This window comes from Paraburkholderia sp. (assembly GCF_035501035.1).
Lineage (GTDB): Bacteria > Pseudomonadota > Gammaproteobacteria > Burkholderiales > Burkholderiaceae > Paraburkholderia.
Genome location: NZ_DATJWR010000234.1, coordinates 17,827 through 38,915, shown reverse-complemented (window position 1 = coordinate 38,915; position 21,089 = coordinate 17,827). Strand labels below are relative to the sequence as shown.

The 21,089-nt window shown below is 67.2% G+C and carries 18 protein-coding genes; 5 read left to right on the top strand and 13 right to left on the bottom strand.

Features of this window, described 5'->3' with window-relative positions; translation table 11 throughout:
- On the bottom strand, positions 1-1,734 hold a 1,734-nt coding region (locus tag VMJ11_RS17235), incomplete at its 3' end, for an efflux RND transporter permease subunit (RefSeq protein ID WP_325620598.1).
- Positions 1,735-1,749: 15 nt separating this feature from the next.
- Positions 1,750-3,024, bottom strand: coding sequence for an efflux RND transporter periplasmic adaptor subunit (locus tag VMJ11_RS17230; protein WP_325620597.1), 1,275 nt, complete (start codon positions 3,022-3,024; stop codon positions 1,750-1,752).
- A 437-nt stretch (positions 3,025-3,461) separates the two neighbouring features.
- On the opposite strand from VMJ11_RS17230, the gene VMJ11_RS17225 reads away from it, so the two are divergent.
- Positions 3,462-4,115, top strand: a complete 654-nt coding sequence (locus VMJ11_RS17225; RefSeq protein ID WP_325620596.1) for a TetR family transcriptional regulator — start codon at positions 3,462-3,464, stop codon at positions 4,113-4,115.
- Between the two features lie 118 nt (positions 4,116-4,233).
- Here the strand turns inward: VMJ11_RS17225 and VMJ11_RS17220 are convergent, their stop codons facing one another.
- Positions 4,234-4,869: a cysteine hydrolase family protein gene (locus tag VMJ11_RS17220; RefSeq protein ID WP_325620595.1), complete on the bottom strand. Its 636-nt coding sequence runs from the start codon at positions 4,867-4,869 to the stop codon at positions 4,234-4,236.
- A 208-nt stretch (positions 4,870-5,077) separates the two neighbouring features.
- Here VMJ11_RS17220 and VMJ11_RS17215 point away from each other — a divergent pair, with 208 nt between their 5' ends.
- On the top strand, positions 5,078-6,139 hold the full coding sequence (locus VMJ11_RS17215; RefSeq protein ID WP_325620594.1) for a helix-turn-helix domain-containing protein: 1,062 nt from the start codon (positions 5,078-5,080) through the stop codon (positions 6,137-6,139).
- A 54-nt stretch (positions 6,140-6,193) separates the two neighbouring features.
- On the opposite strand, the gene VMJ11_RS17210 is transcribed toward VMJ11_RS17215, so the two are convergent.
- The 6 genes from VMJ11_RS17210 to VMJ11_RS17185 form a co-directional block, all read right to left on the bottom strand.
- Positions 6,194-6,925: a CoxG family protein gene (locus VMJ11_RS17210; RefSeq protein WP_325620593.1), complete on the bottom strand. Its 732-nt coding sequence runs from the start codon at positions 6,923-6,925 to the stop codon at positions 6,194-6,196.
- 34 nt (positions 6,926-6,959) lie between these two features.
- Complete coding sequence (locus VMJ11_RS17205; RefSeq protein WP_325620592.1) at positions 6,960-7,325, bottom strand: DUF427 domain-containing protein; 366 nt, start codon at positions 7,323-7,325, stop codon at positions 6,960-6,962.
- A 262-nt stretch (positions 7,326-7,587) separates the two neighbouring features.
- Positions 7,588-8,094 (bottom strand): carboxypeptidase regulatory-like domain-containing protein, encoded by a 507-nt coding sequence (locus VMJ11_RS17200; protein ID WP_325620591.1) that lies wholly within the window; start codon positions 8,092-8,094, stop codon positions 7,588-7,590.
- 257 nt (positions 8,095-8,351) lie between these two features.
- Positions 8,352-9,851 carry a DegQ family serine endoprotease gene (locus VMJ11_RS17195; RefSeq protein ID WP_325620590.1) on the bottom strand — a complete coding sequence of 500 codons (1,500 nt, stop codon included), beginning with the start codon at positions 9,849-9,851 and terminating at the stop codon, positions 8,352-8,354.
- A gap of 128 nt (positions 9,852-9,979) precedes the next feature.
- Positions 9,980-11,281, bottom strand: coding sequence for an ATP-binding protein (locus tag VMJ11_RS17190; protein ID WP_325620589.1), 1,302 nt, complete (start codon positions 11,279-11,281; stop codon positions 9,980-9,982).
- A 143-nt stretch (positions 11,282-11,424) separates the two neighbouring features.
- Positions 11,425-12,087: a response regulator gene (locus VMJ11_RS17185; protein WP_325620588.1), complete on the bottom strand. Its 663-nt coding sequence runs from the start codon at positions 12,085-12,087 to the stop codon at positions 11,425-11,427.
- 419 nt (positions 12,088-12,506) lie between these two features.
- Between VMJ11_RS17185 and dacB the strand changes: the two genes are divergently transcribed.
- From dacB to VMJ11_RS17170, 3 genes are all read left to right on the top strand, one after another.
- Positions 12,507-14,171: a D-alanyl-D-alanine carboxypeptidase/D-alanyl-D-alanine endopeptidase gene (gene dacB / locus VMJ11_RS17180; protein ID WP_414694417.1), complete on the top strand. Its 1,665-nt coding sequence runs from the start codon at positions 12,507-12,509 to the stop codon at positions 14,169-14,171.
- Between the two features lie 334 nt (positions 14,172-14,505).
- Positions 14,506-15,465: a sterol desaturase family protein gene (locus tag VMJ11_RS17175; protein WP_325620587.1), complete on the top strand. Its 960-nt coding sequence runs from the start codon at positions 14,506-14,508 to the stop codon at positions 15,463-15,465.
- A gap of 187 nt (positions 15,466-15,652) precedes the next feature.
- Complete coding sequence (locus tag VMJ11_RS17170) at positions 15,653-17,035, top strand: SGNH/GDSL hydrolase family protein (RefSeq protein WP_325620586.1); 1,383 nt, start codon at positions 15,653-15,655, stop codon at positions 17,033-17,035.
- Positions 17,036-17,139: 104 nt separating this feature from the next.
- Here the strand turns inward: VMJ11_RS17170 and VMJ11_RS17165 are convergent, their stop codons facing one another.
- The 4 genes from VMJ11_RS17165 to VMJ11_RS17150 form a co-directional block, all read right to left on the bottom strand.
- Positions 17,140-18,189, bottom strand: a complete 1,050-nt coding sequence (locus VMJ11_RS17165) for an L-threonylcarbamoyladenylate synthase (protein ID WP_325620585.1) — start codon at positions 18,187-18,189, stop codon at positions 17,140-17,142.
- A 14-nt stretch (positions 18,190-18,203) separates the two neighbouring features.
- Positions 18,204-19,421 (bottom strand): 5-(carboxyamino)imidazole ribonucleotide synthase, encoded by a 1,218-nt coding sequence (locus tag VMJ11_RS17160; RefSeq protein ID WP_325620584.1) that lies wholly within the window; start codon positions 19,419-19,421, stop codon positions 18,204-18,206.
- 180 nt (positions 19,422-19,601) lie between these two features.
- Complete coding sequence (gene purE, locus VMJ11_RS17155) at positions 19,602-20,120, bottom strand: 5-(carboxyamino)imidazole ribonucleotide mutase (RefSeq protein ID WP_325620583.1); 519 nt, start codon at positions 20,118-20,120, stop codon at positions 19,602-19,604.
- A 30-nt stretch (positions 20,121-20,150) separates the two neighbouring features.
- Complete coding sequence (locus tag VMJ11_RS17150; protein WP_325620582.1) at positions 20,151-21,041, bottom strand: phosphoribosylaminoimidazolesuccinocarboxamide synthase; 891 nt, start codon at positions 21,039-21,041, stop codon at positions 20,151-20,153.
- Positions 21,042-21,089 lie beyond the last annotated feature (48 nt).

Sequence of the window (21,089 nt, the reverse complement as noted above, 5' to 3'; positions counted from 1 at the left end):
AGGCGTCTGCACGATCACGAACATCGTGCCCTGGTCTTCATCGGGCAGGAACGACTTCGGCAGGCGCACGAACAGCAGGCCAACCGCGACGATCACCGCGAGATAGATGATGAGCCAGCGGCCCGAGCGCTTGATCACGTGGTACACGCCGCTGTGATACTTGTCCCGGCTCTTCTCGAACGTCCGGTTGAACCAGCCGAAGAAGCCCTTCTTCTCTTCGTGATGGCCCTTCGGGATGGGCTTGAGGATCGTCGCGCACAGCGCCGGCGTCAGAATCAGCGCGACGAGCACGGACAGCACCATCGCCGCCACGATCGTGAGCGAGAACTGCCGGTAGATAGCGCCCACCGAGCCGCCCGAGAACGCCACCGGCACGAACACCGCGGAGAGCACGAGCGCCACGCCCACGAGTGCGCCGGTGATCTGGCCCATCGCCTTGCGGGTGGCTTCCTTCGGTCCTAGCCCCTCTTCCACCATGACCCGCTCGACGTTCTCCACGACCACGATCGCGTCGTCCACCAGCAGGCCGATTGCGAGCACGAGACCGAACATCGAAAGCGTGTTGATGGAGAAGCCCACCATCGCCATGATCGCGAACGTGCCCAGCAGCACCACCGGCACCGCGATCGTCGGAATGAGCGTCGCGCGCAGGTTCTGCAGGAACAGGTACATCACGAGGAACACCAGCACGATGCCTTCCAGCAGCGTCTTGATCACTTCCTCGATCGACAGGCGCACAAACGGCGTCGTGTCGTACGGGTACTTCACGACGAGGCCGTGCGGGAAGTACTTCGAGAGGTCGTCGATCTTCTGGCGAACGAGCCGAGCGGTCTGCAGCGCGTTGGCGCCCGTCGCGAGCTGAATGCCGAGGCCGGCCGTCGGCGCACCGTTGTAATGGGTGTCGAAGTTATACGTTTCGCCGCCCAGCGCAATGCGCGCCACGTCCCGCAGGCGCACCTGCGAGCCGTCCTGGTTCACCTTCAGCAGGATGTTGCCGAACTCCTCCGGCGTGCGCAGCAGCGTCGATTCGGTGATCGTCGCCTGGAACGCCTGCCCCGCCACCGCCGGCGTGCCGCCCAGCTGGCCGCCCGCAATCTGCACGTTCTGCGCGGTGATCGCGGCCGACACGTCCGAAGGCGTGAGCTGGAAGTTCGTGAGCTTGTTCGGGTCGAGCCAGACACGCATCGCGTACTGCGAGCCGAACAGCGTGACCGTGCCCACGCCGTCGATACGGCTGATCGGGTCCTCCACGTTCGACGCCACGTAGTTCGCGAGGTCGTACTTGGTCATGCTGCCGTCTTCGGACACGAACGCGAGCACCAGCAAGAAGCTGCTGCTCGACTTCGTGACCTTGATGCCGAGCTGCTGCACCACCTGCGGCAGGATCGGCGTGGCGAGCTGCAGCTTGTTCTGCACCTGCACCTGCGCGATGTCCGGGTTGGTGCCCGCGGCGAAGGTCAGTGTGATGGTGGCCGTGCCCGAGTCATCGGAGGTCGACGAGAGATACAGCAGGTGGTCGAGACCGCTCATCTGCTGCTCGATCACCTGGGTGACCGTGTTTTCCACCGTCTTCGCCGACGCGCCCGGGTAGGTCGCGCTGATCTGGATGGATGGCGGCGCGATGGTCGGATACTGCGCGACCGGCAGCGTGAACACCGAAGCCACACCCGCCAGCATCAGGATGATGGCGATCACCCACGCAAAGATCGGGCGATCGATAAAGAACTTTGCCATTAAGCAGGCTCCCGGTTATTGCGCTGCGGAGGCGGCAGGCGCAGCCGAGGCGCCGCTTGCACCCGATGCCGCACCCGATGCCGCGCTGGCGCCGCTCGAGTAGCCCGAAGCCGTCGCCATGTCCGCCGAAGGCGCGCCCGGCGGGGGCGGCGGCGGCAGTTGCGCGGGGACGGGCTTGACCTGAGCACCCGGCTTGACCTTGTCGGTGCCCTGCACGATCACACGGTCGCCGGCGTTCAGGCCGCTCTGGACGACCCAGTCCTGGCCCTGCGTGCCTGCTGTGGTGATCGGATGCACTTCGACCTTGTTTTCCTGGTTGACGACGTACACCGTCGCCTGGCCCTTCTGGTCATGCAGCACGCCCACCTGCGGAACGAGGAACGCATTGTTGTTGATGCCTTCTTCGATGCGCGCGCGCACGAACATGCCCGGCAGCAGCACGCGGTCGGGGTTCGGGAAGATCGCGCGAACCGTGACCGAGCCCGTGGTCTGGTCGACCGTGACGTCGGAGAACTGGAGCTTGCCCTTCTCCGAATAGGTGCGGCCGTCTTCGAGGACGAGCGAGACCTTCGCGGCGTTCGGGCCGCTCGTCTTCAGGCGCCCTTCCTGAACCTCGCGGCGCAGCTTCAGGCCCTCGAGGCTCGACTGCGTGACGTCGACGTACATCGGATCCAGTTGCTGCACGGTCGACATCAGCGTCGCCGCGCTCGCCTGCACATAGGCGCCCGGCGTGACCTGCGAGATGCCGACCTGGCCCGAGACCGGCGACACGACGTCGGTGTAGCCGAGGTTGATCTGGGCGGTGTCGACGGAGGCCTTGCCGGCCGCGACGTCGGCGGCGGCCTGCCCTTGCGCGGAAACCGCGTTGTCGTAGTCCTGCTTGCTCACGGCGTTCGCCTGCACCAGCACCTTGTAGCGCGCGACCAGCGCGTTCTGCGTGACGAGGTTGGCCTGCGCCTTCGCGAGCGTGGCCCGGGCGTTGTTGAGCGCGGCGATGTACGGCGCGGGGTCGATCTTGTAGAGACGCTGGCCGGCTTTCACGATCGAGCCTTCGACGAATTCGCGCCGCAGGACGATGCCGTCGACCCGCGCGCGCACTTGCGCGACGAGGAAGGCATTGGTACGACCAGGAAGCTCGGAGACGACCGGCACGGCGGTCGGCTGAACGGTGACGATACCCACTTCGGGGGCTTGCGGCGGGGGCGCCGACTGCTTTTGCCCGCAGGCTGCGAGCACAATGGCAGCCGTCGCGACACTGATTAGGCGGAATGGAACCCGTTCGACGCGCATGGAGCGACCTCTGTCTATAACTGACAATAAAAGCGTGCGGCGTCCTGCAACGAGGAGGACGACGACGCACGCCAGCATCTGGCAAATACCTGACGGACAAAGCCGGACAGTACTTCTTCTGGAAAGGCGCGTGCCGGTCAGCCCATCCGTCCGGGCGATACTGCTGCGCGCCGCCCGGGGGCGCGCGCATAGGGGTTTCTACGACCACTTGGCCAGTGACGGATATTAACCGGACATCACCACTTGAAGCTCTCAGGTGGTGGGGTGCTATTATAGATACATTCGCGAATGAATGTAAAAGAACGCCCCATAAGCATTGAGGGTGTTCAAGGATCGATCCACGCATCACCTCGTGATTACAAATCAATAGATTACGGTTCGTTCCCCGATACGAGATCCGGCCCATCAACCCCGACGCAAAATACACTCATCCCGCCATGGTCCGCCGTACGAAAGAGGAAGCGCTGGAGACGCGCAGCCGGATCCTCGACGCCGCCGAACACGTCTTTTACGAAAAGGGCGTGTCGCGCACTTCGCTTGCCGATATCGCCCAGGCTGCGGGCGTCACGCGCGGCGCGATCTACTGGCATTTCGAGAACAAGGGCGACCTGTTCACGGCCATGTTCGACCGTGTGGTGCTACCGCTCGACGAGTTGAAGGTGGCGTCGACGGATCCTGGCGAACCGGATCCGCTCGGGCGTATGCGCGACCTCTGCATCCTGTGCCTGCGCAATACGGCAACCGACGTGCGCCGCCGCAGAGTGTTCGAGATCCTGTTCCTGAAGTGCGAGTTCGTCGAGGAGATGGGGCCGGTGATGGCGCGCCATCAGACCAACATGCGCGAGGGTCTCGCGAGCATCGAGCAAGGCTTGCGCAACGCGATGTCGAAGGGCCAGCTACCCGCCGACCTCGACGCCACGCGCGCCTCGCGCGTGCTGCATTCGTTCATTACCGGCGCGCTGCGCGACATGGCGATCCTGCCAGATGTCTTCGACGTGGCGACCTACGCGGAGCGGCACGTGGCCGCGATGCTCGACGCGCTGCGCTACAGCCCGTCGCTGCGCCTCGGCGCGGGCGAGCGGGACGCCTGAAAACGCAGCGCGGCGCGACGGCGCGCCCCAGGCTGCTCCTGTCCTTGCGCCTGCTATGGGGTGGCCCACGGCGGCCTGCGAGCGAGGCCGCCTTTCACATTGCCGTACGGACCGCAGCTCAGGCCGGCACGCGGTTCGCGCGGGCCCGCTGATTCGACGCATAGATGTTGTCGCGCGCGAGCGGCGCGCCCGCCTTCACGGCGGCAAGCCATGCGTCGGTGGTCACGACCGCCGCGAAGCGTGAGTGCATCACCACGCTGAACGCGCGGTGGATCTCCTCGGCGCTGGCCACGCCCGCTTCGTTTGCATACGGGACCGAGCCTGTCGCGTCGATGAGAAACTCCACGCTCAATCCCGCATGGGTTGCCTCGAACACCGTTGAGGCGTCGCAGTTGTGCGTCATGTAACCGGCCACCGTGATGGTGTCGATGCCGCCTTCGGCGAGCCAGGCCTTGAGATCGTTGCCCGCGAAGGCGCTCGGCAGCGACTTTTCCACGTAGTGATCGCGCTCGCGCGAGGCGACGACCGGATGCAGTTCGGCGCCCACGCTCCCGCGCGCGAAGATCGGCGAGCCGGCCGGCGCGAAATTCTGCACGACGACGACCGGCACGCCGGCGGCGCGCGCGGCGTCCATCGCGCGAGCGATGTTGGCGAGCGAAGTCTCGATGGGCGGATATTCGATCGGCAGGTCGCCGCTAACATATTCGTTCTGCACGTCGATGACGACGAGGGCCCGGCGCGGATTCGCAGACATGGCAATGCCTCCTGATGTTGCCTCGTGTTGGAAAGGATCGACCGCTCGGCAAGACGCGAAGTCGATGGCGGGATTGTGCCGCGGCGGTTGCGCACCCGACAGTGGCCCGAATGACAACTTTCGCTAAAATCGGGCCAATCACCCGTTCGCCGGGTTCACCCGATTTGCCGGGAACGGCATGCACGCCGTTTCGAACGCGAGATCCGCCATGACCGCTGCCGCCCGTCCGCTTCGCGCTTCCCGTTCCTCCCGTACTACCCACCCCGCTCGTGCCACGGCCAGCGACCTGCGCGACGAACCGCCGGGCCCGCCACATGCCGCGCTGCGCGTCGCCGTGATCGCCTTTGACCGGATGAGCCCGTTTCATCTCTCGGTGCCATGCGTCGTGTTCGGCGAGGACCGCAGCGAAGGCGGCGTGCCGCCCTTCGAGCTCGCCGTCTGCGCCGCGGAGCCGGGCACGCTCACGACCACCGCGGGCTTCACGATCGGCGCGCCGCACGGCCTCGAAGGACTGCGCGACGCGCACGTGATCGTCGTGCCGAGCTGGCGCGACACGCACGAAGCCCCGCCCGCCGCGCTTTGCGAAGCGCTGGTTCAGGCGCACGCACGCGGCGCCATCCTCGTCGGGCTTTGCCTCGGCGCCTATGTGCTCGCGCACGCGGGCCTGCTCGACGGCCGCCCGGCCACCACGCACTGGGCCGCCGCCGACGACTTCGCGCAGCGCTTCCCGGCCGTGCGGTTCGATGCCGGCGTGCTCTACATCGACGACGGCGACCTGCTCACCTCGGCGGGCACGGCGGCGGGGCTCGATTGCTGCCTGCATCTGATGCGCCGGCTGTACGGCTCGAGCGCTGCGAACCATGTCGCGCGCCGGCTCGTCGTTGCGCCGCATCGCCAGGGCAATCAGGCGCAGTACGTGCAGCAGCCGCTCGCCGCGCCGGGGCGCGGCGACCGTCTCTCCGGCTTGCTCGACTGGATCCGGGCGCATCTCGACGCGCCGCACACGCTCGATTCGCTCGCCGAACGCGCAATGATGAGCCGACGCACGTTCACGCGACAGTTCCGTCTGACGACAGGCTCGACCGTGGGCGCCTGGCTGCTCGGCGAGCGCCTCGCTCGCGCGCAGCAATTGCTGGAGAGCACCGATCAGCCGATCGACGCAGTCGCGCAGCACGCGGGCTTTGGCTCGCCCGCGTCGCTGCGACAACACTTCGTGGAAGCGTTCAACACCTCGCCGTCGGCGTGGCGGCGGGAGTTTCGGGGATCGTGAGGGATGGGAGGGGCGGCGTGGCGCTCGCAAGCGACGCGGCGCGCGCCGCCACGTTCAGCTCGCCGTAAACCAGCGCGCGGCGTACAGCAGCAAGGCAACGAAAAAGATCATCGCAGCCCACGCCCAGTGCGGCATGGCGTGCTGCGCCGGTTCGTGATGCAGCGTGCTCGCAGCGCGGCCCGAGAGCGTGCCGCCGGCGTGATGCGGTAGCAGATGCGCGCGCCGTGCGAGGCCCGCAAGATTGATCGGCCGCAGGAACACGTGCTGACGTCGCGGCTGCTCGCCCGCCACGCGGTTCGGCGCCTGCCCGTGCTTCACCGCGACCACGGCGCAGAATTCCGTGAAGAAGTCGTCGGCGAGCTCGTGCAGGGCGTTCTCGATCTGGCGCGGCGGCAACTCGGAAAGCGGCCCGGTGAGCGTGGCCCACACCGAATAGTCGATGCGCGTGCTCACTTCCTTCGCTGCGCCGCTGCGCTCTTCCGGGCGCAACGCCACGTCGATCTGCCCGCGCAGCGAGCCGATGCCGTCGGCGCGCGCCCGAAAGCTCAATACGCGGCGCGGCGTGAGCGGCACCTGGGCGGCATCATTCGCGATGTGAGCGCGCACTTCGTAGCGCGCGCGCAGCGGCCCGAGCGGCACCGTGAGCGTGAGCGCGTATTCGCCGGGGCCCAGTCGCCGGAAGGACTCACAATGCTCCATGCTCGCGCGCACGAGCGCGACGTCCTGCAGCGCCGTCCAGACAGCGGAAGGTTCGAGCGAAATCCTCAGCGCATCGTTCAGTTCCATGGCGGCTCCCCGGCTACACGCTATTCGGGTGATTTCAGGAGGTCTGATCGATCCGGTCTACGCGAGTCACGTAGAAGGCCAGATAGCCCTTGATGCCGTGCGCGCCTTCCAGCGGCGCTTCGTAGCTCCAGGCCGCGTCCTCGACGCGCCCCTCTTCGGTGCGCAAATGGAAATATGTCGCCTCGCCCTTGGACGGGCAATGCGAGATGCGCCCGGAGCGTTCGAGCCGCGCCATGTTCACGTCGGCACGGGGGAAATACAAGACGTCGGGGTAGCCGGTTTCGCGCAGGGTGAGCGCAGCCAGCGTGTCGGCAACGGTGATGCCGCCGTGGATCACGCGCACGCGGTGACGGTTCGCGACGATGTCGATGCGATGGCTCGCATCTGGTTCGACCGCCATGTTCGGCTCCCCTGATGGTGGACGGCAGTACCGCGCTCTCACCGGGCGGCGGCATGCCGCGCCGGCGCACGTGACGCGCCGCAGCAAGGCGCGCGTCACATGCAATTCCGGGGCTTGGCCGGCAAGCAGACACGCTCGCGCTTCACCGTTGCGTTCGCGGCCTCCCCTTCTCTCATTATCAGCCAAACTCGGCCGCCTTGCGTGACTCTTATGCGCGGCGCGCGTGCGGCGGCGCGCACACGCCACGGCCGCCTCGCGCGGCTTACCAGACGAACGAAGCCCGTGCGCTGCCGTTCGAACCCACCGTCACGGCGCTGGTCTTGTCGACCCCTGCGTGGCTCACATGCACGCTATAGCGGCCCGGACGCACCCTGACGAGCATATAAGGCCCGCGCGAAGTCGTGTCGAGCACGCTCGCGCCGTGCGAGTCGGTGATCTGCACGCGCACGTCCGAAAGGTATTCGCCGCCGCGGCCGGTGAAGCGCAGCGAAAGCGGCCATTCGTGCGCGGCGCTTTGCAACGCTCTCGATTCGTCGAGGCCGACACCGCCCGAGACGAACGACACGTTGCCCTGCTGCTGGACTTGCGGCATGCCGCCGCCGTTGGTGTTGCCGGCGCTCGTAATGTCGGTGGTCGAGCCGCCGACGGTGCCCGACGCATCGCCTTGCTGCGCCGCCGCGCCGCCCGCGAAGCCAAAGGCGAGAGTGAGCGCGACGATCGTCGCATACGCGGCCGGGCGGACGGGGCGCGAGTTACGGAACTTCTTCATCGATCGCTCCTTACAGGTTGACTACCATGTCATGACTGCGCAAGGCGCATGCCCTACGCAGATCAGCAAGCGGCAATGAAAGGTATAAGCGATCGGAGAGCGGGACGGAGATTGCGTGCCCGAACGTGTGCGCAATGGCCCCAAAAAAACGCTGCCGCCGGGGCGCGAGGCCAACGGCGGCAGCGGACACAACAACATCGAAGAACCTGCTCTGGCCGCGAATCCGGCGCACGGAGCCGGACTCGCGGCAGCAGGGATCAGCCGAGATCGACGGGCACGAAAATCTGTGCGTCGTTTCGCTGGATCAGGAGCGCAATACTGTTGCCGGCTTGCGAAATCATTTGCTTGAGCTGGTCGGCGCTCGTCACCGCGCGGCCGTTCACGGCGAGGATCACGTCGCCGGGCTGGATGCCGGCGTTCTCCGCCGCGCCGCCCGACTGTTCGACGACCAGGCCGTGATCGAGCGAGCTGTTGCTCTTTTCTTCCGGCGAGAGCGGACGCACCGCCACGCCGAGGCGCCCCTGCATCTGCGATTGCGGCGTGTCATTCGAGGCCACCTTCGTGTCGCCGAGCGTGCCGATGGTCGCCGAGAAGTTCTTGGTGCTCTTGTCGCGCCATACCTGGATATCGGCTTTCGTGCCGGGCTTCATGCCAGCTATGAGCGAAGGCAGGCTCGACGAGTCGTCGACTTGCTGGCCGTTCACCGACAGGATCACGTCGCCGGGCTTCAGACCCGCCTTCGCAGCCGGCCCGCTCGCGTCCACCGAGCTCACCAGCGCGCCGTGCGGCTTGTCCATGCCGAACGAATCGGCCAGCGTCTGGTTCATCGACTGCACCGCGACGCCAAGACGCCCGCGGCTCACGTGGCCGGTCTTGACGAGATCGTCCTTGACCTTCATCGCCTCATTGATCGGGATTGCGAACGAAAGGCCCTGGAAGCCGCCCGTCTGCGAATAGATCATCGAGTTGATGCCGATGACTTCACCCTGCAGGTTGAAGAGCGGGCCGCCCGAGTTGCCCGGGTTCACCGGCACGTCGGTCTGGATGAACGGCGTGTAGTTCTCGTCGGGCAGCGAGCGCGACTTCGCGCTGATGATGCCCGAGGTCACCGTGTTGTCGAAGCCGTAGGGCGAGCCGATCGCCACCACCCACTGGCCGACCTTGCTCTGGCGCGGGTCGCCGATCTTCACGGTCGGCAGGTCCTTCGCGTCGATCTTGAGCACCGCGACGTCGGACTGCTTGTCCGCGCCCACGACCTTCGCCTTGAACTCGCGCTTGTCGGTGAGCTTCACCGTCACGACGTTGGCGCCGTCCACGACGTGCGCGTTCGTGAGAATGTAGCCGTCCGGGCTGATGATGAAGCCCGAGCCAAGGCTCGCGCTCGGGGTGTCGGGCTGCGAGCCGCCGTCACCCGCGCCGGGCATGCCGCCGTAGAAGTGCTTGAAGAACTGGTAGAACGGATCGCTCGGATCGATCGGCAGTTGCTGCGGGCCACCGCTGCCGCCGCTGCGCATCGCCGTCTGCTTCACCATGTGCTTGGCGCTGATGTTGACCACCGCGGGCCCGTAGGTTTCCACGAGACCCGAGAAGTCGGGAATGCCGGTCTTGGCCGCCGCTTCGGCGGGCATCATCGCGGCCTGCGCCGGCGTGATGACCTGCGGCGCCGGCACGTCGCGGTGCCCGGCCACATAGCCCGCCGACAACGCGACGGCCACGGCGACGGCCACGGCACTGCGGGTAAAAATTCTGGTTTTCATTGCGGACTCCTTGCGCGGGGGTGCTGATCACGACGTACCGAAGAGTAAGCGGCGTCGCTTAAAGGAGTCTTAAGTACGCGAAAATCGCGCAAACGCCCGCGCGGCGGGGGTTTGCGGGCGCGAAAAAATCAGAAACGCACGTCCACGAGCAGGCCCCCGGCGGGCGAATCGCCGAGCGTGATCGTCGCGTCGTGCTGATCCGCGATGCGACGCACGATCGCGAGACCCAGCCCCGTGCCGGCCACATCGGCACGCGCGCGATTCGCGCCCGCCCCTACGCGATAAAAGCGATCGAACACGCGCGCGCGCTCGTCCACCGGAATGCCCGGCCCGCTGTCCGCGATACGCACGCGCGCATGGCCGTCCTCGACGACGAGGCTCACATCCACGCGGCCGCCCGCGGGCGTGTATTTGGTCGCGTTGTCGAGCAGATTGTTGAACATCACGCGCAACGCATCGGCGTCGCCGTGCACGCTCGCCGCCGCGCTTTCTTCGATGCCGAGATCGACGCCGCGCTGCTGCGCAAGCGGCGCATAGTTGAGCACGCAATCATCGAGCAACGCGTGCAGGTCGACGTCACGCGCACGCGCATGGCCGTCCGGCTCCGAGCGCGCGAGCGCGAGGAGCTGCTCGGCGAGACGCGTGGCACGCGTCACGCCCGCCTGCAGATCGGCGAGCGCTTCGCGGCGCGTTTCGTCATCCCTTGCGCGCGCAACGAGTTGTGCCTGGATCTGCACGGCGGCGAGCGGCGTGCGCAATTCGTGCGCGGCGTCGGCGACGAACGCCTTTTGTATATCGAGCGCCTGAGCGAGACGCTCCAGCAGCGCATTCAGCGCATGCACGAGCGGCGTGACTTCGCGCGGCAGGCGCTCTTCGGGCAGCGGATCGAGCGCCTCGGGATGCCGCGTGTCGAGCGCGCGCGCGACGCGCGAGAGCGGCATGAGCCCGCGCCCCACCACCATCCACACTGCGAGCCCGAGGAACGGCAGCAGCACGATGAGCGGCCACAGCGTGCGCAGCGCGACGTTGGCCGCGAGCCGGTTGCGCACGGAAACGGGCTGCGCGAGCTGCACGACGTTGTCCCCGACGATCGCGCCATACACGCGCCAGTCGCCGCGATCGGTGCGCTCGGTGGAGAAGCCGAGCTCCGCGCGCGGCGCGAGCGGCGCTCGCGGATGCGAGTAGTACATGAGCACGCCGTTGCGATTCCAGATCTGCAGCACGATGCCTTCGTCGCCGGTGTCGCGCGAACTGAGGATCTCGTTGAACGGCTCGGAGGGCAGTGCCTCGGCGATTTCCTGCAGCTGGTAGTCGAACAGCTCGTTGGCCTCGGCAAGCGCCTGGCGATAGATCAGCCATCCCGCGAGCCCCACGCCCGCGACGACGATCGCGAGCAGCCAGAACAGCAGTTGTCGTCGGATGGAACTCATCGGCTAAGTGTGTCTCCCTGTCGATCCGGAGTTGGCGCTTTAGCGCTTTGCGATCCGGAGTTAGCGCTTTAGCGCTTACTCCGGTCTCATGCAGAGCACTCCGGTCTCATGCAGAGCACTCCGCTCGCATGCAAAGCCGCGCTTCATGCGTCTTTGGCGATCATGTAGCCGAGGCCACGCACGTTGCGGATCAGGTCGGCGCCGAGCTTCTTGCGCAGCGCGTGAATGTAGACCTCGACCGTATTGCTGCCGATCTCCTCGCCCCAGCCATACATCTTCTCTTCGAGCTGGGTTTTCGAGAGCACGGCGCCCGGGCGCGCGAGCAGCGCTTCGAGCAGGGCGAATTCGCGCGCCGAAAGCGCGACGGGCGTGCCGCCCTGGGTGACCTGGTGCGAGGCCGGATCGAGCGTGATCGAACCGTGGCGGATGGTCGAATCGCTGCGGCCCGCCTGACGGCGGATCAGCGCGCGCATGCGCGCGCCCAGCTCGTCCAGGTCGAAGGGCTTGATGAGATAGTCGTCGGCGCCCGCGTCGAGCCCCTTCACGCGGTCGGCCACGGCGTCGCGCGCAGTGAGGATCAGCACGGGCAGCGACGTGCCCCGCGCTCGCAGCGTGCGCAGCACGTCGAGGCCGTCGCGCCGCGGCAATCCGAGATCGAGCAGCATGAGATCGTAAGATTCCCCGCTCGCGGCCGAGAGCGCGGCTTCGCCGTCCTCGACCCAGTCGACCGCAAAACCGTCGCCGCGCAGCGCCTTGCGCACGCCCTCGGCGATCATGCGGTCATCTTCGACTAGCAGTATGCGCATCGTAATGAGTTGGCAAGGCGGCAACAGTCGACAAGTCGGCGCCGCGCTCTGTGGATGATGACGATGCGAGCATTCTAGCGCCTGAGCAGGCACGCCGCGCCGCACGGATTGCGCGACGCGTCGCGCCACGCCGGATGCCGGACCGGCGCCCGGGCGCCGCACGTCACAGCGAACGGCACATTGCGCAACGTTTTCTTGCGTTTTCCTGGGCGCAATGCGCGTGAGCCACGCCAGGTCTTTACAATGTGCGCTCCTGCGGCGCGCGACGCCGCGATGCGAGCGCGCTCAACCGCATGGCGCCGGCATCGCGCGAAGCGCGCCGCCCGAAATTCCGCGTCCGCGCGCAGCCCCGGCGAGTCCCGTCTACCCGCCCGCCGCGCCCGGCCCCTGCACGACCCGCACTCGCCCGAACGCTTTTCATGCTGCCCGCTTCGCTGTCCCGCCTACGCTCCCTGTTCAAGCTGCCCGCCTCGCGCGCCGCCCACGCACCTCGCGCCACCGCCGCGCATCGCGCCCCCAAACCCATGGCCCTTGCGCTCGCCTGCGCGATGCTCGCCGCAAGCTTCGTGGCCATGCCGGTCGCGCACGCGCAGCCCGAGGGCGCGCGCGTCCCCACGGTCAATGTGACCACGGTGCTGCCGCCCACCGTGATGGCGGGCCTCGAGCGCGCGCACGTGCCGCTCTCCTCCGTGAGCGTGGTGATCGAGAAAGTGGGCGACCGCCAGCCCAGCGTCGCCGTGAACGCCGGCCAGCCGATGATGCCCGCCTCGACGATGAAGCTCGTCACGACGTGGAGCGGCCTCTCGATGCTCGGCCCCGACTATCGCTGGAAAACGAGCGCCTATACCGACGGCGAAGTCGATGCGAGCGGCACGCTGCACGGCAATCTCTATATCAAGGGCACCGGCGACCCGAAGCTCGTACCCGAAGAGCTCATCGACCTCGTACAGAAGATTCGCGCAGCGGGCGTCGCGCGCATCGACGGCGCACTTGTGCTCGACAAGAGCGAATTCGACGCGTCCACGCGCGACCTGCCCTCGTTCGACGGCGACGACAGCGCGCCCTACAACGTCGGCCCCGACCCGCTCATGTACGCGTTCAAGTCGGTCTCGTTCACGTTCTCGCCCTCGCGCGAGGGCGTCTCCATCGACGTGGTGCCGCCCGTCGCGCAGTGGCAGATCGACAACCAGATCCGTCAGCGCGGCGGCGCGTGCGGCGGCATGCTGCCAAGCCCGCAGGTCTTGCCTGGGCAGAACGGCGTCGTCACCGCGAGCTTCGCGGGCAGCTACGCGATGCGCTGCGGCGACCGCACGCTCAACATGGCCGCGCCGGTGGACCACAGCACGTTCTTCGCCGACGGCTTCCTCGCGCTGTGGCAGCAGACGGGCGGCAGCCTCTTCGCCAATCCGGGCGGCGCCGTGCGCGAAGGCGTCGTGCCGCCGCGCGCGCGCCTGCTCGCCGTGCACGAAAGCCCGCCGCTTTCGGACGTCGTGCACGACATCAACAAATTCAGCAATAACGTGATGGCGCGCAATCTGTTCCTCACGCTCGGCGCAGTCACTGGCAAGCCGCCCGCGACCACGGTGAAGGCCGCGACCGCCGTCAACGCGTTCCTGCGACGCAGTGGCCTTGCCATGCCCGAACTCGTGCTCGACAACGGCTGCGGTCTCTCGCGCGAAGAGCACATCAGCGCGCTGTCGCTCGCGAACCTGCTGCAAAACGCAAACGCGAGCCCGGTCGCGCAGGTGTTCATCGACTCGCTGCCGGTCGTGGGCGTGGACGGGACGATGCGCAACCGTCTCACCAACGCGGGCGTGGAAGGCAATGCGCACATCAAGACGGGCACGCTGCGCGACGTGCGCGCCATCGCCGGTTACGTCGCGGCCGAGAACGGCGAGACGTGGATCGTGGTGAGCCTCATCAACGATCCGCGTGCCGAGGCCGCGCGTGCCGCGCACGACGCACTGCTCGAATGGGTCTACAACGGCATGCCCGAAGAGAAACCCGTGTACGTCGAGCCGCATCCGAAGCGTGCCCCGAAGGCCCCGCACAAGGCCGTCGTCAAGCGGCGCGGCGCACATTGAGCACCCGCTGAGCACTCACTGTGCGTTCTCTGCGCACTCACCAGGCGCGAGCCCTACGCGCTCCCCGCCAGCCTCACACGAGCCCGCCGCCACGCGCCGGGCTCGAAGTTTTCCTCTAGCAAAGCCCCGCCCGTCTTGCCCGTGAGCCGTGTACTCTGGCGGGCACAGGCCAAAAGCGCGTCACAAAAAATCTGTCATACGCGCTGAGCCATCGAGCCGCGCGTCCAGAGAAGGCGCACTAACGCGACCGATACGAAACAACGCGAAACAATACGACACAACAATCGCCGCGCTGGCCACCAGCGCCGGCCACGGGACAAGGAGGACGACGTTCGTGCAGTTCGATGCGCAATGGCTGCTGCTCGCCCTCGCTCCCGTATTTCTCGCCTGCATCGCCTGGGAAGCGTGGCACCTCTCCCGCACGCCGCCGCGCAATGCATTGGACGGCGCAACCGACAGCGCACGCTACGCGTGGCCCGACACACTCTGCAACGCCGCGCTCGCACTCATGCACCAGGGCGCCGACAAGCTCGCCTGGCTCGTCGCGGTCCCCGTCTACGCTTACGTCTACCGGCACTTCCGGCTCGTTTCGTGGCAGCCGGGCCTCCCCGCATGGTTTGCGCTCTTCGTCGCCCAGGACCTGCTCTACTACGTCTTTCATCGCGCGAGCCATCGCGTGCGCTGGCTATGGGCTGCGCACGTCGTACACCATTCGTCGGAGCGCCTGAATCTCTCGACGGCGTTTCGCCAGAGCCTCATGTACCCCGTCGCGGGCATGTGGGTGTTCTGGATTCCGCTTGCCATGCTCGGCTTCACGCCAACGCAGATCGTCGCCATCGTGCTCATCAATCTCGCGTTCCAGTTCTTCGTGCACACCCAGGTGATCGGCAAGCTCGGCTGGCTCGAATACGTGATCAACACGCCTTCGATGCACCGCGTGCATCACGCGCGCAACGCGCGCTATATCGATCGCAACTACGCGGGCGTGCTCGCGATCTGGGACCGCCTGTTCGGCAGCTACGTCGAAGAAGACACGCGCGATGCGCCCGACTACGGCATCGTCAAGCCGCTCGCCTCCTGCAATCCGCTCAAGGCGACGTTTCACGAATGGCTGGCGATGGCGCGAGACTTCGCGCGCATGCCCGACTGGCGCGCGCGCCTCGCCGCGTTGTTCGCGCCGCCGGACTGGTGCGAGCGCCACGACGCGCTGCGCCTTGCAACCGCGATGTCGGGCGCGCCGCAAGGCGTGTCGGAAAACAACACCGAGGGTGAGTTCGGGTCGCGCAATACCTGAGAGATTACGTAGTCTTGTCGGTCTTGGCCGCGACCCGGGGGACGGCAGCATGCGGCGGGAGTCATGCGAGGCCGACGGCATGAATCGAAGTCGACGATGACAGGACAGCAGCTCGTATCACGAGCACCCGTAGCATGAGCAACAAGGCATGGCACCAAAGGCCACACTCAGAGGAGAAGAAGTGAACATGAAGCATCAAGGACCGAGACACCGTACGCTGTTGCGCGCCACCCAGATCGCTATTGCGAGCGCGGCCTTCGCGCTGCTCGCCGCCTGCGGTGGCGGCAGCAGTAATAGCGACCCTGCTGACCCGCCGCCCTCCGGTCTCAGCCTGCAGGTGGTGGCATTCGGCGCGAGCCTGTCCGACGCGGGCACGTATTCGGAGCAGATTCTGCCGGGCTTCGGCGGCGGCCGGTTCACGACCAACCCGGGCGAAGTCTGGGCGCAGAAGGTGTCGGAGTACTTCGGCAATTCGTTGACGCCGGCCTTTGAAGGCGGCTTCGGCGTGCCGCTCACGGCAACGGGCGGGCTCGACTACGCGCAGGGCGGCGCATTGGTGACGGGCGGCGGCGTGGCGAATACCAGCGCTGTAATCCCCGCCGCGAGCGAGCAGCCGGTCACCTGGCAGCTCCAGCAGTATCTGGCGCAGCACGGCAGCTTCAATTCGAACCAGCTCGTGCTCGTGGAAGGCGGCGCGAATGAGATCCTGAACCTGCTGGACGTGCCCACGAACGGCGACCCGACAAACCTCGCCCTGTTCGGCGAGGCGCTCGCTACGGCCAATTTCACGCAGGCTGTCGCCACCTACGGCGCTCAGGCGGCCTCGACCCTGGTGAGCGAAGGCTTCACGCAGGCGCAGGCCACGGCGCTCGCGCCCGCGGCCGTCGCGCTTCAGCTCGTACAGCAGAATCAGGCGGCCTTCTCGTCGATCGCCTCGGTCCTCCAGGCAGCGGGCACATTGGGTACGATCGTCAATTCGGAGATCGTACCCGGCGCTCCGAAGATTGCAGTCGTGACCGTGCCCGATATCGGCAAGACGCCTGCGGCGCTGAAGGCCGATGCGGCCGTCGGCGCGACGCCGGGCTCGGCGAACTCGGCCGACCAGGCGCTCTCGCTCATCACGGCGATGTACAACCTGACGCTGATCCAGCAGATCTCGGCCAATGTGCAAGCGAAGAAGGTCGTCCTGGTCGACTCGTTCTCGTGGCTCGACAACTCGATCCAGAACGCGGCGAGCCTCGGCTTCACGGTGACGAACACGGACACGGCCTGCAATCTCACGCAGATGACAACCGACGCCACCAACTACGCGATCGCCAATCCGCAGGCGACGCTGGGGTTGAACCCGGCCACGACGCCGTCGACGACGATCGCCGCAGCAGCACAGGTGTACGGCGCGGCCTTCGGCAGCTCGCTGTTCTGCTCGCCGCAGACGCTGACGACGGCCAACGCGCCCACGACCTACATGTTCGCGGATCTCGTGCACCCGACCACCGCGCTGCACGCTCAGTTCGCGACGTACGTCGAGACGCAGCTGGCTGCTGCGGGCATCGGCAAGGCACCGCAATAAGCCGAACGCACCGGGCCGCCCGATGCACAAAAAACACCCCACGTACCGCAATGGTCGTGGGGTGTTTTTCTATCGAACGCGGGAAATCGGGCTCAAAATCGGGCTCAGCCCCGATCTGCCTCGAATGCGGCGGCCGCCCGGCCGAGGCGGTCATTGACCGCGATCCATTCGATCGTCTCGGGCAGCTTTTCGATGAGGATGCGCGAGACGTTCGCGCGATCGAGCGCACGCAGCAGGCCATACAGCTCGCGTGCGTAGACTTGCGGCTCTTCCGGCGCGGCGACGAAATGCACGCTCGGCGCCTCGGCCCATGCTCCCGCGCGCGAGACGCGAGCCACCAGCGCCACCGGTTCGCCGGCATCGCGCGCCGCCGCGAGCAGCGGCTCCAGCGCTTCGAACGGCAAGAGCGCGAGCGGAGTGCGCGGCGCATAGTGCGCCTTGAGCGTGCCCGAGGCGCGCGGCGCCGTGGCGTCGGAACCATCGGGCAGGCGCGGCGCCTCGCCCAGCACGCGCGCGATGTCGTGCGGCGTCACGTGACCCGGCCGCAGCAGCGCCGGAAATCCGCGCGACAGATCGAGAATCGTCGATTCGATCCCCACGTCGCACGCGCCGCCGTCGAGCACGTGAACCGCCGCACCGAACTCGTCGCGCACATGCTGCGCGGTGGTCGGGCTCACGTGGCCGAAGCGGTTCGCCGAAGGCGCCGCCACGCCGCCATGGCCGCCCCGGCGCTCAGAAAACGCCGCCAGCAGCCGTTGCGCGACCGGATGCGACGGGCAGCGCAGCCCAACCGAATCCTGGCCGCCGCTCACGGCGTCGGGAATGCGCGCGTGGCGCTTGACGATCAGCGTGAGCGGGCCGGGCCAGAACGCGTCGACGAGCTTTTGCGCCGACTCCGGCCAGTCGGCCGCCCAATACGTCGGGTCGCCGCCCGGAGGAAGATGCACGATCACCGGATGGCTGGCCGGCCGCCCCTTGGCCGCGTAGATGCGCGCGACGGCTTCGGGGCTCGCCGCATCGCCGCCGAGGCCATAGACGGTCTCGGTCGGGAACGCGACCAGTTCGCCTGCATCGAGCAGCGCGGCGGCGGCTTCGATGTCGGCGTCGGTCAAATGCGGCGCGCCATCGTTCGGTGCGTTCTGCTGATCGGACATGATGCGGCTCAACGTCAGCTCGTGGCGATGTGCAGCAGCCGCGCGCAATCGCGGGCGGCCGTGCGCGCCTCTCCGAGCGTCGGCGCGGTGAAGTTCACGTGGCCCATCTTGCGGCCCGGACGCGCTTCTTCCTTGCCGTACAGATGCAGGCGCGCAGCCGGCATCGCGGCAACCTGATCCCACGGTGGCGTGACGGGCGCTGCGCCCTTGCGGGGTTTCGCCTCACCTGCGCCCGTGGGAAACCACACGTCGCCGAGGATGTTCAGCATCACGGCTGGCGAGTGCTGACGCGTGTCGCCGAGCGGCATGCCCGTCATCGCGCGCACCTGCTGCTCGAACTGGCTCGTCGAGCAGGCGTCGGTCGTGTAGTGGCCCGAGTTGTGCGGGCGCGGCGCCATTTCGTTGGCGACGAGCGAGCCGTCTTCGAGCACGAAGAATTCGACGCACAGCACGCCCACGTAACCAAGCTTCGCCGCGATCTGCAGCGCCGCCTGCTGGGCCTGCTGCACGAGCACCGGACTCGCGTCGGGCGCGGGCACGATGGTGTGCGAGAGCACGCCGTTACGATGCGTGTTCTGCGCGAGCGGATAGACCGCGGCGGCGCCGTTCGTGCCGCGCGCGATCAGCGCGCTCACCTCGAACTTGAGCGGCAGGCGCTTCTCCAGCACGCACGGCACGCCGCCGAGCGACGCATGCGCCTCGCGCACCTGCTCGGCGTTGCCCACGCGAATCTGGCCTTTGCCGTCGTAGCCGAGGCGCGCCGTCTTGAGGATGCCCGGCAATACGGCGGCGAGCGCCGAGTCGTCGATGGCAGCGAGCGCCTGCGACGACTCGATCACCACATGCGGCGCGACCGGCACGCCGGCCGCCTCGATGAAGCGCTTCTCGGCGATGCGGTCCTGCGCCACCGCCACGCAACGCCCGGCCGGGCTCACGAAGGTCGACTTCGCGAGCGTGTCGAGGCTTGCGGCGGGCACGTTCTCGAACTCCGTCGAGACGGCCGCGCACAGGCGCGCGAGCTCGGTGAGCGCGGCTTCGTCGTCGTAGGCGGCGCAGATGTGGCGGTCGGCCACGGTGCCCGCGGGGCTCGTCGCGTCGGGATCGAGCACGGCGACGCGGTAGCCCATAGCCTGGGCGGCAAAGCAGAACATGCGGCCGAGCTGGCCGCCACCCACCATGCCAAGCCAGGCGCCGGGCAGGATCGGTGAAACCGGAGAGTTGTCAGGAGTCATCTTCGTGGTCGGTCGCGGCTGACCGCGGCGCTTCGCGAACGTCGCGCGGGCCAGACGGGGGTTTAACGTCCAGGCGTTGCGCGCGGCGCCGCCTGGACGGTGATACGGCGGTGATACTTCAGGCGGCTTCCATCGCCCGGATCAATCCAATGCCCAGCAATGCGCGAATTACTCGCGCAATCAAAGCGGAGGCAACGCCATGGCGTGCGCCGCTTCGTTCTGGCGCACGCGGAAAGCCGCGAGCTTGTTCGCGTATTCGGGATCGGTGACGCTCAGGATCGACACGGCGAAGAGCGCCGCATTGGCCGCCCCCGCCTCGCCAATGGCGAAGGTCGCGACCGGCACGCCCTTGGGCATCTGCACGATCGAATGGAGCGAATCCACGCCCTTCAGATACTTGCTGACCGCCGGCACGCCGAGCACGGGTACCGTGGTCTTGGCCGCCAGCATGCCCGGCAGGTGCGCCGCGCCGCCCGCGCCCGCGATGATCGCGCGCAGGCCGCGCTCGCGCGCCTTTTCTGCGTACTCGAACATTTCGTCTGGCATGCGGTGCGCCGAGACCACCCGGGCCTCGTACGCGACGCCGAACTCCTGCAGGATCGCGACCGCGTGTTTCATCGTGTCCCAGTCGGAACTGGAGCCCATCAACACGCCGACGAGCGGCGCCGCATGCTGGTGAGCCGTCTGAACTTCGCTCATTGTGCTTCCTTCTTCCCTCTTTTCGCTAACTTACGCGAGCTTCTGGCCCGTGAGACGCTCAAGCGCCTCCTGATATTTCGCCGACGTCTTCTCGACCACTTCGTCGGGCAGCTTCGGCGCCGGCGGCTCCTTCTTCCAGTCCTGGGTTTCGAGCCAGTCGCGCACGAACTGCTTGTCGAACGACGGCGGGTTCGAGCCGACCTGGTATTGGTCGGCAGGCCAGAAGCGCGACGAGTCGGCGGTGAGCGCCTCGTCCATCAGGAAGAGCTGGCCGTGGTTGTCGAGACCGAACTCGAACTTCGTGTCGGCGATGATGATGCCGCGCGTTGCCGCGTAATCGGCGGCTTCCTTGTACAGCTTGATCGAGATGTCCTTGATGGTGCGCGAGAGCTCGGTGCCGATGCGGCGCTCCATCTCTTCGTAGGTGATGTTCTCGTCGTGGTGGCCCATTTCGGCCTTGGCTGCCGGCGTGAAGATCGGCTCGGGCAGCTTCTGCGCGTTCTGCAGGCCCGGCGGCAGCTGCACGCCGCACACGGCGCCCGTTGCCTGATAGTCCTTCCAGCCGCTGCCGGCCAGATAGCCGCGCACCACCGCCTCGACGAGGATCGGCTCGAGGCGCTTCACCACGACGGCGCGGCCCTTGACCTGCTCGACTTCGTCGGCGGCGACCACGGTTTCCGGCGCGACGCCCGTGAGATGGTTCGGCACGACGTGCTTGAGCTTCTCGAACCAGAAGTCGGCCATCTGGTTGAGCACCTCGCCCTTGCGCGGAATCGGCTCGCCCATGATGACGTCGAACGCCGACAGACGATCGGTGGTGACGATCAGCAGCTTGTCGTCGCCCACGGCATAGTTGTCGCGGACCTTGCCGCGGCCGAGGAGCGGCAGCGAGCGGAGCGTGGATTCGTAGAGGGTAGACATCGTCGTGATTCGCTAAAAGGACAATCGAAAACGGGCGGGTCCGGTCCA